The following is a 12,780-nucleotide window of genomic DNA, read 5'->3' on the forward strand; positions in this document are numbered from 1 at the left end:
AACGGCAAAAAGGCGCCGGGCGTTTTCCGCCCGGCGCCGCACGTGAAAGTTCAATTGCCCGGTGCGGTCCACACGGCGTCGGAGATGCGCACCGCATTCGGGATCAGTTTGAGCTTGTAGAAGCGATCGGCGGTCGCCTGCTGGCCGGCGATGATCTCGTCGGTGATCGGGAAGATGCCGAATTTGGTGCGATTGGCGGCGATGGTCTGCGCGTCGAGCGGCACGCCGGTCACCTCATGCAGGGCGGCGGCGACCTTGTCGCGATTCTGGTCCGCCCATTTCGCCGCCACGCCGAGCGCCGCTATCGTCGTGGTGATCGTCTCCGGATGCGCCTTGGCGAAATCCTTGTTGGCGAGGAAATAGGTGTTCACCTTCAGCACCTCGCTGGAGCGCGCCAGCACGCGCGGCTGGTAGCGTGTCTCGGCGATGGCGTAGAACGGATCCCAGACCGCCCAGGCATCGATCTGGTCGCTGGCGAAAGCCGCCGCAGCATCGGCCGGGCTGAGATAGACCGGGGTGATCTGGTCGAAGGGGATGTTTGCTTTTTCGAGTGCCGCGACCAGCAGATTGTGCGCGCTGGTGCCTTTGCCGACGCCGATGCGCTTTCCCTTGAGGTCGGCGAGCGACTGGATCGGCGATGCCGGCTTGACGAAGATCGCTTCGCCGTCGCCATTGGCCGGCAGTGCCGCCGCATAGACGATGTTGGCGCCGGCCGACTGGCCGAAGATTGGCGGTGCGTCGCCGGTCCAGCCGACATCGATGGCGCCGACATTGAGCGCCTCGACCAGCGGCGGGCCGGCGGTGAATTCGACCCATTTCACCGCGACGCCCTTGTCGCTCAGCGCCTTCTCGATCACCTGCTGCTGCCGGGCGATGACCGGCAGGCCGGTCTTCTGATAGCCGATGTTTAGCTGCTTCAACTCCTGCGCCGAGGCACTGAGCGAGGCAGCAATGCCCGCCGCCAAAAGGCCAAGGCCGAAAACGCGTCTGGTCAGGCTGAACATGATCCCTCTTCCTTCGCTGCGAACCGGCGCCGGGAAGGGCTCCCTGCCGTGGATGAGAGACAAGGCTAGGTAGGTCTATAAATTTAGTAGAGAAACGATTTTGCGAGTTGGCTGCTTGACGTGGAAATATTTTCTTCAGAACCCAGCGCTCGTCATCCTAGGGCGAAGCAAGGAGCGAAGCGACGCGGCGCAGACCCTAGGATCCATGCCGTGACGTTTGCCGTAGAGTGGAACGGATCAGAATGTCGCTTGTGCGCGAACCGAGGCTCGATACCCTGAAACCATGACCGGCTACGTCTACATGACTGCAAGCCAAAAACGCGGCACGATCTACATCGGCGTCACCAACGATCTCGCCCGCCGCATGCCTGAACACAAATCCGGCCAGGGCGCAGGCTTCACCAGCCGCTACGGTGTTCAACGGCTGGTCTGGTATGAGGAATTCTTCGACATCACCGATGCCATTCAACGCGAGAAGTCGCTGAAGCGATGGCCGAGACAGTGGAAGATCGAACTGATAGAGAAGGCCAATCCGGAGTGGTTTGAGCTGTTTCGCGGAACCGGGTGGTAGGCGCCCGGTTTGTTGCTCCCCTGGAGCGTAGCATCAGCGTCTCGGCATGGATCCTAGGGTCTGCGCCGCGTCGCTTCGCTCCTTGCTTCGCCCTAGGATGACGAAATCGCGAAGGCTGGCGCTAATCACCATCACCTCACTGCGACCAATACTGCCAGGCCCAGTAAAATCCCTCGTCGCGTGGCGGCAGGCGGTCGCGTTCGGCGTCGAGTTGCACCGGGGCCGGCGATTTCGGTTGCGGCTGTGACGACGAGTTCTCCCGCCAGGCGAGCAGCCAGCTGCCGAGATGGGCGAACAGCACCGCGGTGGACTGGGTCATGACATCACTCCTTCTGTTCCGGGGTCGGCGGTCGCCGTGCTGCGAAGGGAAGCAGCCGGTCAAACCGGCAGAAACTTGTTGTCATTCCTTTCCCGCCCACGGAACCAGCTGACGCTCGATCCGGCGGATGATGAATTCCAGCACGAAGGCTATTGTCGCGATCACCACTATTCCCATCACCACGACATCGGTGACCAGGAACTGGGCGGCCGACTGGATCATGAAGCCGAGGCCGCGCGTTGCCGCCACCAGCTCGGCTGCAACCAGCGTCGACCAGCCGGCGCCGAGCGCGATGCGCAGGCCGGTGAGGATCGACGGCAGCGCGCTGGGCAGGATGACATGGCGCACCACTTGGCGCTGCGTCGCACCAAGCGAACGGGCCGCATCGATGCGCTCCTTTGAGACACCGCGCACGCCCGAGGCCGTCGACAGCGCCACCGGCGCCAGCATGGCAATGGCAATCACCAGGATCTTTGACGGTTCGCCGATACCGAACCAGATGATGACCAGCGGCAGATAGGCGAGCGGCGGGATCGGCCGCAAAAATTCGAGCAAGGGATCGAAGATGCCGCGCCCGACCGTCGAAATGCCGATAGCCAGCCCAACCGGAACGCCGATGACGATGGCCGCGAGCAGCGCCGCGAACACGCGGCCGAGGCTGGCGACGATATGCTGGAGCAAAGTCGCGTCGACGAAGCCGTCCTTGATCACCACGATGAACTTGGTCCACACGGCGGCGGGCGACGGCAGGAACACCGGCGACACCAGTTGCAGGCGCGCAGACAGCGCCCATGCCGCCAGCGCGGCCACGATGGTGACGGCGCTGATCGCCCGCGAGGAAACCCCGCGCCGCTTCCGCACCGGCCGCGACCACGGCACCGAAATGGCATCGGCCTCGCCGGTCCCGGCGGCCGGCCGCTCGCTGTAGGAGGTGACGCTCATGCCGCCTCTCCTTCGAAGATCGCATCGGTCAGCTCGCCGCGCGCCGCGGCAAAGGCCGGATCGGTCTTGATGGCGCGGATCGGCTCGCCTGCGGCATAGCGCCGGCTGAAACTGGTCTCGAATGTCCGCACCACGCGGCCCGGTCCGGGCGCCAAAACGACGATGCTTGTGGCCAGCACCAGCGCCTCCTCGATGCCGTGCGTGACCATCAGCACGCCGACCCGGCTTGCGGTCCACAGGTCGAGCAGCGTCGTCTGCATGCGCTCGCGCGTCAGCGCATCGAGTGCGCCGAGCGGTTCGTCGAGCAGCAGGAATTCAGGCTCGGCCGCGAGCGCTCGGGCGAGGCCGACGCGCTGGCGCATGCCGCCGGACAATTCCCAGATGCGTTTGTCGCCGACGCCGTTAAGCTTGACCAGCGCCAGCAACTGGTCGGCGCGGCGCGCCCGCTCGGCTTGCGGCACGCCGCGCAGCCTGAGCGCAAAGGCGACGTTTTCACGGGCCGTCAGCCAGGGAAACAGCGCATCGTTCTGGAACACGACCGCCCGGTCGGAGCCTGGGCCGGTGATCGGCCGGCCGCCGATCGTGGCGACCCCGCGCGCGGGCTCGACCAGGCCGGCGGCGACATTGAGCAGCGAAGTCTTGCCGCAGCCGGAGCGGCCGACCAGCACGACGAAATCGCCCTTGGCGACATCGATGGAAACCCGGTCGACCGCCGGCGCTGCCTGGCCGTCATAGTGAACCGAGACCTTGTCGAGTACGAGATGCGGGTCGAGTACGAGATGCGGCATGAAAAGGGGCTCCGGAAGAAAATCAGCCTGCCCCGGCCCTCGTTAAGCGGATCCGGGACAGGCAGCACGCGGCGTCAGGGAAGAAGAAACCGCGCGTGTTCAGGGCAATTCCAGGAAAAGTGTAAAGCGGTTTTCCGTCCGGAATTGCGTAAAACTGAAGATCAGTTCGAGGCCAGAGCCTCGGTCACGTATTTCGACGACACGTATTTCGAATAGTCGGGCAGCACGGCGTCGATCTTGCCCTGCTCCTTGAGGAAGGCCGAAGCTGCCTCGATCGCCTTGACCGTGCCGCCGCCGAGGAATTTGTCGGAAGCCTGCTCTTCCAATGTCGGGAAGACGTAACCCTTGAGGAGCTGCGGCACCTCTTCCAGTTTGGCACCGGTGATCTTGGCGATCTTGGCCGCTTCCGGCGACGAAACCGACCATGCCTCGGGCTTGGCCAGGAACTGGGCATAGGATTCGCCGGTCACCTTGACGAAATCGCGCACGGCGTCCGGGTTCTTTTCGGCGAAGTCGGTGCGCACGATCCAGGCGTCGAAGGTCGGCGCGCCCCAGGCGGCAACCTGCGAGGAATCCAGCACCACCTTGCCTGTCGTCTTGATCTGGCCGAGCGCCGGATCCCAGACATAGGCCGCGTCTATGTCGCCGCGAGCGAAGGCGGCGGCTATTTCCGGTGGCCTGAGATTAAGGATTTCGACCGACTTCGGGTCGACGTTTTCGTGCTTCAGCGCGGCAAGCAGGCTGTAATGCGTGGTCGACACGAACGGCACCGCCACCTTCTTGCCGGCGAGGTCGGCGATCTTCTCGATGCCGGATCCATTGCGGGCGACCAGCGCCTCGGACTGGCCGATCAGGCCGACGACAAAGATGGTCTGGATCGGCAGTTCGCGGCTGGCGGCCGCGGCCAGCGGACTCGAGCCGACATAGCCGATATCGACCGAACCGGATGCGACGGCGGCGATGACATCGGCACCGGAATCGAACTTACGCCAGTCGATCGTTGCCTTGGTCGCCTTTTCATAGGCGCCGTCGGCCTGTGCTACTTTCGAAGGTTCGACCACCGTTTGGTAGCCAATGGTGATGTTGAGGTCCTGCGCCTGGGTCGGGCCGAGGAAGGCCGCACCCGCCAAAGCTGCCGACGACAGGAGGACAATGCGTCGCGAAATGCTGGACATGAAAGGCTCCATGAAAAATGAGAAAAACCGGATGCCTGTTCATAGTCAGCTAATTCTATCATTCTTGTAGAGTTAAATCGTTCCAAGGAAAAAGCACTTGTTAGAAAAAAACCAACGGCTGATGCGGGCGCGGTGACCGGCCCGTGTCGGACCGTGCACAAACGCAAACGGCGCCCCAAAGGTGCTGAAGAGTTGGTGGTCCTGCCAACCCTCGCTACGGAAGAGGCCTGATTTGGTGCTCGGCGCGCCGCTTGCGGCCTGCCGCAGGATCGATGTCGAGCCGTTGAGCCTCACCGACTTCCGCAGCGACGGCCACCGCTGGATGCTGCGGTCAAGCGGCGTGCCGGTGGCCGCCAAGGCCGCCCGGTCTCAGAGCGGCAAGGCAGGTCCTGATATCGGGCGCAGGGCGGCGCCCGAGTTGTCGGGAGTCATGTTCGCCGATCCGCGGGCTGCGACCCAAAATTCCCGGCAAAGCCCCAAATGGCGCAAATCCATGCTGTAAAAGACGGTTGATTTGAAAACACGTTCCGCGTGTTCGAGGGTAAGTATAGTAATCTTATCGACATTGGGAGCAGGAGCCGCCGTTCATCGCCGCAATCGCTCGCGGCTGGCTCTGACCGTAACGGCACAAAGCCTTGCTAAAGTGGCCCCTGCGGCGTGAAAACGAAGCAAAATCAAGGTTTCTCGGCTTGTATATCATGTCAGTAGAATTTATGTGTCGAAGCAGCTTGCACGCGGCGGGGAGGCACGTCAGGCGTTTCGCAACCGATGGTTTGGGCCATCGCCTGACAGAGAAACATTCGGTCTATGCTCACCAAAAAAGGCAAGTACGGCCTCAAGGCGCTGGTCCATCTGGCGCATCTGCCGGTGGGACAGCTCGCCTTCGTCGGCGACATCGCCAGCGGCAACAACATCCCGAAGAAATTCCTCGACGCCATTCTGGGCGAATTGCGCAATGCCGGTTTCGTCCAGAGCCGCAAGGGCAAGGATGGCGGCTATCGCCTGGCGCGCCCGGCCGACGAGATCAAGGTCGGCCATGTCGTGCGCGTCCTCGACGGACCGCTGGCGCCCATCCCCTGCGCCAGCCGCACCCAGTATCAGCGCTGTGAAGACTGCAATGAGGCGACATGCCAAGTCCGACATCTGATGCTCGAGGTCCGGCAGGCGATCGCCGAGGTGCTCGACCAGCGCACGCTGGCCGAGATGCGCGACATCGTCCTCGACGACCTTCCGGTCGCGAGGGACATCGACGAGCTTGCGCCGGCGCAAAAGGTCCCCGCCTGATCCTGAGCGTGCTCGCATGAGCGTCGCGCGCGCCAATTCGATCATCCGCAGCTCGATCATCATCGTCGGCGGCGGCGCCAGCGGCGTCGTGCTTGCCGCGCATCTGCTGAAGTCGCCCAACCCGGACCTTCGCGTCACGCTGATCGAAAAGCGTCCGCATTTCGGCCAGGGCATCGCCTATTCGACGCTCTTATCGGCGCACGTGCTGAATGTCAGCGCCGCGGGGATGAGCGCCTATGCCGACGATCCCCTGAATTTCTGGCGCTGGTTGCAGGGGCGCGGCCTGATAAGCCAGGAACAGACGCCGCAGACACCCTTCTATGCACCGCGCAGCGTCTATGCCCGCTACCTCAAGGAAGTGCTCGACGAACTCGAAGCGCGCGAAAAGGAAACCGGCCGTCTCAGGCTGATTCGCGAGGAAAGCCTGTCGATCTCGCCGACATCGTCCGGTGTCGAAGTGGTGCTGGCCAACGGCACCAGCGTCGTCGCGCATCTGGCGGTGCTTGCCACCGGCCACGACGAGCAGCCCGGCGCCGGCCAAGGTCATGCCATCCGCATGGGCACCGAGGCCGACACAGCGCTCGATCCTGAAGCCCGCGTGCTGGTGCTGGGCACCGGGCTCAGCATGGTCGATGCCTTCCTGTCGCTCGAGCAGCGCGGCCATCGCGGCGAGATCGTCGCCGTGTCGCGGCGCGGCCTGCTGCCGTCGCCGCACCGCAAGGGCAACCCGATCAAGCTCGACGTCGCCGACATTCCGCTCGGCACGCAGCTCTCCTATTTCGTCGGCTGGTTCCGCGACCTGATCCGAGAAAACCAGAAGGCCGGCATCGACTGGCGCGACGTCGTCGATGGGCTGCGACCCTTCAACCAGAAGATCTGGCAGAACTGGCCGTCCTCGGCCAAGCGCCGCTTCGTCGAGCACACCAAGGCCTGGTGGGACATCCATCGCCATCGGCTGGCGCCCGAGGTGCATGCCCGCGTCACCGAGGCGGTGCGCACCGGCCGCATCCGCCCGGTCGCCGGCCGTGTCGTCGGCATCGAGGCCGGCGATGGATTCACCGTCGGCATCCAGTCCCGCCACACAAAGGCGCTGGAAACGCTGCAGGTCGCCCGCATCTATGATTGCACCGGCATCGCCCGCGATATCTCGACGACGTCGAACAGCGTCGTGCGCTCGCTGGTCGACCGCGGCCTGGCGCGGCCCGACCCGCTGCGGCTTGGTCTCGATGTCACAGCCAAATGCGAAATCATCGCCGGCGACGGCACCGCATCGGCCAAGATCCTCGCCGTCGGGCCGCTGACCCGCGGCACCTTCTTCGAGATCGACGCCATCCCCGATATCCGAGTCCAGTGTGCGCGGCTGAGCAAGCAGCTGCTGGGGTAAAGCTGTTGACGTCGGTGGGATAGCACGCCCCTCAGAGGGGGGTGGGAAGGATCGCTACGGAGGGTGTTGGGCTTGAGTCCAAAGCCGGCCTAAAACTGGAATTCCATTCCCCCTCTCGCCGGTTGATTGGCACGATCTACCTTCTTTCCGACTGCAAACGGCCGGAAAAGAAGCTACGCTGCCGCTCTGCCCCCGAGGCGGTCGCTTGTTCAAGGGAGCACATCGATATGAGCGAGCACGGAAAGGCTGCGCCAGGCAGTTCGGACGGCGCGTTATCCCGCCTGCGTCCGCCCTACGCCTCGGTGCTCGACCTCATCGGCCAGACGCCGGTGGTCGAACTGACCAAATTCGACACCGGCAAGTGCCGGCTGTTCATCAAGCTCGAAAGCCAGAATCCAGGCGGCTCGATCAAGGACCGCATTGCGCTGTCTATGATTTCCGCGGCCGAGAAGGAAGGCAAGCTCAAGCGCGGCGGCACCATCGTCGAGGCGACCGCCGGGAATACCGGCCTCGGCCTCGCCCAGGTCGGCATCCCCAAGGGCTACCGCATCATCCTCGTCGTGCCCGACAAGATGTCGCGCGAAAAGATCCAGCATCTGCGCGCGCTCGGCGCCGAAGTGCGCATGACGCGCTCCGATGTCGGCAAGGGCCATGCCGAATATTACCAGGACATGGCCGAGAAGATCGCATCGGAAACGCCCGGCGCCTTCTACGCCAACCAGTTCGCCAACCCGGCCAACCCCGAGGCGCATGAGACCACCACCGGACCGGAAATCCTTGCCCAGCTCGATGGCGACCTCGACGCCGTGGTCGTCGGCGTCGGCTCCGGCGGTACGCTGACCGGGCTTGGCCGCTACTTCGCCAGAACATCGCCGAAGACCGAAATGGTGCTGGCCGATCCCGTCGGATCGGTGCTGGCGCCGCTGATCAAGACCGGCAAGATGGAAGAGGCCGGCAGCTGGACCGTCGAAGGCATCGGCGAGGATTTTGTGCCGCCCAATGCCGATCTGTCGCTGGTCAGGAAAGCCTATTCCATCCCAGACAAGCAGAGCATGCTGGCCGTGCGGGACCTGCTTTCGAAGGAAGGCATTCTCGCCGGCTCGTCTTCCGGCACGCTGCTGTCGGCCGCGCTTCGCTATTGCCGCGAGCAGACGACAGCAAAACGCGTCGTCACCTTCGTCTGCGACAGCGGCAACAAATACCTGTCCAAGGTGTTCGACGATTTCTGGCTGGCCGAGCAGGGGCTGGCCGAACAGGAACAGCATGGCGATCTGCGCGACCTTGTCGTGCGCTCGCACCGCACCGGCGACACCGTCTATGTCGGCCCCGACGAAAGCCTGCTCAACGCCTATGGCCGCATGCGCCGCTCCGATGTCTCGCAGCTGCCGGTGCTGGACAACGGCAAGCTGGTCGGCATTATCGATGAGGGCGATATATTGGCCAAGGTCGACGGCCCCTATGACGGCCGCTGGGACCGCTTCAACGCTCCGGTGTGCACCGCCATGACCTCCAATCTGCACACGCTGCAGGCCAGCCAGACGCTGGATGCGCTGCTGCCGGTGTTCGACCGCAACGAGGTCGCCATCATCTTCGATGGCGACGAGTTCGTCGGCCTGATAACCCGTATCGACCTGATCAACCATTTAAGGCGCGCACGATGACTGCTGAAACACCCCCATCGGGCAAGAACCGCCTGGCTTTTTCCACGCGCACCATCCATGGCGGCCAGAGCCATGACCCGCTGACCGGCGCGGTGATGGTGCCGATCTACGCGACCTCGACCTATGGCCAGCAGTCGCCCGGCGTGCACAAGGGGTTTGAGTACGCCCGCAGCCAGAACCCGACCCGCTTCGCCTTCGAGCGCGCGGTGGCCGATCTCGAAAGCGGCTCGGCCGCCTTTGCATTCGCGTCCGGCCTGGCGGCGATCTCGACCGTGCTCGAGCTGCTCGACAGCGGCGCCCATATCGTTGCAACCGACGACATCTATGGCGGCTCGTTCCGGCTGATGGAGCGGGTGCGCAAGCGCTCGGCCAATCTGCAGGTCTCCTTCGTCGATTTTACCGACCTCGCCGCTGTCGAAGCCGCTATCCGTCCGGAGACGAAACTGCTCTGGGTCGAAACGCCCACCAATCCGCTGCTGCGCATCGTCGACCTCGAAGGCGTTGCGGCACTCGCCAGGCGCAAAGGGGTTTTGACGGTCGCCGACAACACGTTCTGCAGCCCCTACATCCAGCGGCCGCTTGAACTCGGCATCGACATCGTCGTCCATTCGACGACAAAATATCTCAACGGCCATTCCGACATGGTCGGCGGCGTCGCCATCGTCGGCGACAACAAGGATCTCGCCGCCCAGCTGAAATTCCTGCAGAACGCCATCGGCGCCATCTCCGGTCCCTTCGACAGTTTTCTCGCGCTGCGCGGCATCAAGACACTGGCGCTCAGGATGGAGCGGCATTCCACGAACGGCCTGAAGATTGCGCAGTGGCTGGAGGCGCGAAAAGATGTGCGCCGCGTCGTCTATCCCGGCCTGGCCAGCCATCCGCAGCACGCCATCGCCGTCCAACAGATGCATGCCTTCGGCGGCATGATCTCGGTCGACCTCGACCGCGACCTCGCCGGCACCAAACGCTTCCTCGAACGGACGCAATTGTTCACGCTGGCTGAAAGCCTCGGCGGCGTCGAAAGCCTGATCGAACACCCGGCGCTGATGACGCACGGCTCGATCCCGGCGGAAAAGCGCGCGGAAATCGGCATTTCGGATTCGCTGGTGCGGTTGTCGTCGGGGATAGAGGATGGCGATGATCTGATCGCCGACCTGGACCAGGCGCTGCGGGGGTAGGCGTACCAGATGCGTACCGATGACAATGAGGGGCGGCGCTGACCGTCGAGATTAAATCCCAATCCGCCGCGCGTTAACACATTCAGCAGCCTTTGCTTAACCCTTCGCCGCTATGTCCCGCCTGGGGAGGCATGGCGAGAGTGAGTATGATGGACAACAACCCGGAAAAGCGCAGCGAATGGCGCGCCATTTTTTATGTGCAGGCCCGCGTGGCCATCCTGTTCGTCCCGGTCGTCGCCAGTCTTCTGATCATTGCCGCACTTGCCGGCAACGACCACAATCCCAATGCCATAGACCGCACGGTTACTGGCTCGGTGAAATAGGCGCAGCGGTCGGCCGACAGTCGGCCGCCTCAGAAAAACTTCGGGATCGGGCCGTTCTGAGGCGTCACGTCGCCTTCCAGGTCGATGAACGCCTCGTCGACAAAGCACCATGCCCAGCCTTCCGGCGGGTCGTAGCCTTCGATGATCGGGTGCTTTGTGGCGTGGAAATGCTTGGTGGCGTGGCGGTTGGGCGAGTCGTCGCAGCAGCCGACATGGCCGCAGGTGCGGCACAGCCTGAGATGCACCCACATGGAGCCGCTCTTCAGGCACTCCTCGCAACCGAGCGCGCTCGGCGTCACCGTCTTAATGTCGCGCGTGTGTTTGCATTCATCCATTATGCTCTCCTGTCCAGTTCGGGCGCTGCTGCGTTGGGTCGCGCGAGATAGGCGTGCAAGGCAGCCACCACCTGGGCGCCTTCGCCGACGGCGGCGGCGACCCGCTTGACCGAGCCTGCGCGCACGTCGCCGATGGCGAACACGCCGCTGCGGCTGGTCTCCATCTGGCCCGCCCCTATGTCGGCGCCGGTGCGCACGAAACCCCTGGCGTCGAGCGCGATATCGCACCCAGCCAGCCAATCGGTGTTGGGGTCGGCGCCGATGAACAGGAAGAGATGTTGGATCGGCCGCGTCTCGACGCCGCCGGGGTTGCGCCAGCGCAACTGGGTGAGATTGCCGCCTTCGCCTTCCAGCGCCTCGATCTCGGTCTCGCCAAGCACCTCGATGTTGGGTTGCGCCTCGATACGCTCGACCAGATAGCGCGACATGGTTTCCCTGAGGCCGCCGCGGCGCGCCAGCATCGTCACCTTGCGGACCTGGCTGGCGAGATAGACCGCCGCCTGCCCCGCCGAATTGCCGGCGCCGACCAGCGCCACTTCTTGCCCTGTGCATAGCCGCGCCTCGATCGGCGAGGCCCAGTAATGCACCGACGTGCCCTCGAACTCGGCCAGCTTGGCGACGTCGAGGCGGCGGTAGCGCGCGCCGCTGGCGATCACCACCGTGCGTGCGCGCAGGCTTTCACCGTCGCCGACGGTAAGCGTGTAGCCCTCGCCTGCTGCACCGAGCAGCTTGGCCTCGTCGGGGATGACTATTTCGACGCCGAATTTCTGCGCCTGGTTGTAGGCGCGCGCCATCAGCGCCATGCCGGAAATGCCGGTGGGGAAACCCAGATAGTTCTCTATGCGCGCGGAGGCGCCGGCCTGGCCGCCGAAGGCGCGGCAATCGAGCACGATGGTCGACAGCCCTTCGGATGCCGCATAGACCGCGGCCGCCAGCCCCGCCGGTCCGGCGCCGACAATGGCGACGTCATAGACCATGTCGGGATCGATCGGCCGCAGCAGGCCGATGCAGCGGGCAAGTTCGGTTTCGCCGGGATTGTGCATCAGCTTGCCGTTGGGGCAGAGCACGATCGGCAGATGGTGCGGGTCAACATGAAAATGCTCAATCAGCGTCTTGGCGCACGGGTCGCTGTCGGAATCGAGCGCGCGGTGCGGCTGGCCGCTGCGGCGCAGAAATCCCTGCAGCCGCAGCGTGTCGCCATTGCCGGCCGGGCCGATGACGACCGGCCCGCTCGAGCCGCTTTCCAGAAGCCCGACGCGGCGCAGGATCAGCGCCCGCATGATCCGCTCGCCAAGGCTTGCCTCCTGCACCATCAGGTCGCGCAGCCGCTGCGAGGGGATGACGAAGGCCTCGACCGGCTCGGCCGCCTCCGCATTGACCAGCGACGGCCGGCTGGAAAGCTGCGCCAGCTCGCCGATGAAATTGCCGGGACCATGAGTGACGATGGTCTCGCGCCGGCCAGGCCTGACATCCTGGGTGATATCGACCGTGCCCGACAGGATGACGATCAGCCCCGGCGCTACGGTGCCGGCGGTGACGATATGCTCGCCGGCGGCATAGGAACTCGCCTCGCCGAACCGGCGCATGCGCTCGATATCGGCGTCGCCCAGGATGGGAAACATCTGGTCGCGGCGGGTGACGGTGATCGGCTGGGTGGGTGGGGCCATAGGTGCGAGCGTAGCGCCGAGACGGCCGGGTTTGAAGTGGTTTGTTAAGCGCCTGGCCGGGAGGGCAGGTTGGTTCCCGCACCAACTCGTGCGGATGCCTCACATGGCCCCGCGCTCCAAGGCAAACAGTGCGCCGACAAGTGCGACCT

Annotated in this window: 14 protein-coding genes; 7 read left to right on the top strand and 7 right to left on the bottom strand. The window is 64.3% G+C overall.

Annotation, left to right across the window (positions count from 1 at the left end):
- Positions 1–50 precede the first annotated feature (50 nt).
- Positions 51–1,004, bottom strand: a complete 954-nt coding sequence (locus NKI05_RS24300) for a sulfonate ABC transporter substrate-binding protein (RefSeq protein WP_023686046.1) — start codon at positions 1,002–1,004, stop codon at positions 51–53.
- 283 nt (positions 1,005–1,287) lie between these two features.
- On the opposite strand from NKI05_RS24300, the gene NKI05_RS24305 reads away from it, so the two are divergent.
- Entirely contained in the window at positions 1,288–1,575 is a 288-nt protein-coding gene (locus NKI05_RS24305) for a GIY-YIG nuclease family protein (protein WP_023710330.1), read from the top strand.
- A gap of 136 nt (positions 1,576–1,711) precedes the next feature.
- Here NKI05_RS24305 and NKI05_RS24310 read toward each other — a convergent pair whose 3' ends face one another.
- From NKI05_RS24310 to tauA, 4 genes are all read right to left on the bottom strand, one after another.
- On the bottom strand, positions 1,712–1,894 hold the full coding sequence (locus NKI05_RS24310) for a hypothetical protein (RefSeq protein WP_023816132.1): 183 nt from the start codon (positions 1,892–1,894) through the stop codon (positions 1,712–1,714).
- Between the two features lie 81 nt (positions 1,895–1,975).
- Complete coding sequence (locus tag NKI05_RS24315) at positions 1,976–2,836, bottom strand: ABC transporter permease subunit (protein WP_023816133.1); 861 nt, start codon at positions 2,834–2,836, stop codon at positions 1,976–1,978.
- Positions 2,833–3,624 carry a taurine ABC transporter ATP-binding protein gene (locus NKI05_RS24320; RefSeq protein ID WP_023747437.1) on the bottom strand — a complete coding sequence of 264 codons (792 nt, stop codon included), beginning with the start codon at positions 3,622–3,624 and terminating at the stop codon, positions 2,833–2,835. Before NKI05_RS24320 ends, NKI05_RS24315 begins: the two co-directional genes overlap by 4 nt.
- 161 nt (positions 3,625–3,785) lie before the next feature.
- Complete coding sequence (gene tauA, locus NKI05_RS24325; protein ID WP_352793317.1) at positions 3,786–4,799, bottom strand: taurine ABC transporter substrate-binding protein; 1,014 nt, start codon at positions 4,797–4,799, stop codon at positions 3,786–3,788.
- A 232-nt stretch (positions 4,800–5,031) separates the two neighbouring features.
- On the opposite strand from tauA, the gene NKI05_RS24330 reads away from it, so the two are divergent.
- The 6 genes from NKI05_RS24330 to NKI05_RS24355 all read left to right on the top strand — a co-directional run bounded on the left by NKI05_RS24330 (position 5,032) and on the right by NKI05_RS24355 (position 10,629).
- Positions 5,032–5,301 (top strand): hypothetical protein, encoded by a 270-nt coding sequence (locus tag NKI05_RS24330; protein ID WP_352793319.1) that lies wholly within the window; start codon positions 5,032–5,034, stop codon positions 5,299–5,301.
- Between the two features lie 305 nt (positions 5,302–5,606).
- The gene (locus NKI05_RS24335) at positions 5,607–6,083 is read left to right on the top strand and encodes an RrF2 family transcriptional regulator (protein WP_023672084.1); all 477 of its coding nucleotides are present in this window, start codon (positions 5,607–5,609) and stop codon (positions 6,081–6,083) included.
- Between the two features lie 16 nt (positions 6,084–6,099).
- Complete coding sequence (locus NKI05_RS24340) at positions 6,100–7,467, top strand: FAD/NAD(P)-binding protein (protein ID WP_023672083.1); 1,368 nt, start codon at positions 6,100–6,102, stop codon at positions 7,465–7,467.
- Positions 7,468–7,694: 227 nt separating this feature from the next.
- On the top strand, positions 7,695–9,128 hold the full coding sequence (locus tag NKI05_RS24345; protein ID WP_023672082.1) for a pyridoxal-phosphate dependent enzyme: 1,434 nt from the start codon (positions 7,695–7,697) through the stop codon (positions 9,126–9,128).
- Positions 9,125–10,306 (top strand): trans-sulfuration enzyme family protein, encoded by a 1,182-nt coding sequence (locus NKI05_RS24350; RefSeq protein WP_023702430.1) that lies wholly within the window; start codon positions 9,125–9,127, stop codon positions 10,304–10,306. Before NKI05_RS24345 ends, NKI05_RS24350 begins: the two co-directional genes overlap by 4 nt.
- 146 nt (positions 10,307–10,452) lie before the next feature.
- Positions 10,453–10,629: a hypothetical protein gene (locus NKI05_RS24355; RefSeq protein ID WP_081725472.1), complete on the top strand. Its 177-nt coding sequence runs from the start codon at positions 10,453–10,455 to the stop codon at positions 10,627–10,629.
- 29 nt (positions 10,630–10,658) lie between these two features.
- Here NKI05_RS24355 and NKI05_RS24360 read toward each other — a convergent pair whose 3' ends face one another.
- Positions 10,659–10,964 carry a UBP-type zinc finger domain-containing protein gene (locus NKI05_RS24360; protein ID WP_023672079.1) on the bottom strand — a complete coding sequence of 102 codons (306 nt, stop codon included), beginning with the start codon at positions 10,962–10,964 and terminating at the stop codon, positions 10,659–10,661.
- Positions 10,964–12,631 carry an FAD-dependent oxidoreductase gene (locus tag NKI05_RS24365; RefSeq protein ID WP_023816134.1) on the bottom strand — a complete coding sequence of 556 codons (1,668 nt, stop codon included), beginning with the start codon at positions 12,629–12,631 and terminating at the stop codon, positions 10,964–10,966. The genes NKI05_RS24360 and NKI05_RS24365 overlap by 1 nt, the downstream gene beginning before the upstream one ends.
- Positions 12,632–12,780: the final 149 nt, after the last annotated feature.

Source organism: Mesorhizobium sp. M0771 (genome assembly GCF_040320155.1).
Lineage (GTDB): Bacteria > Pseudomonadota > Alphaproteobacteria > Rhizobiales > Rhizobiaceae > Mesorhizobium.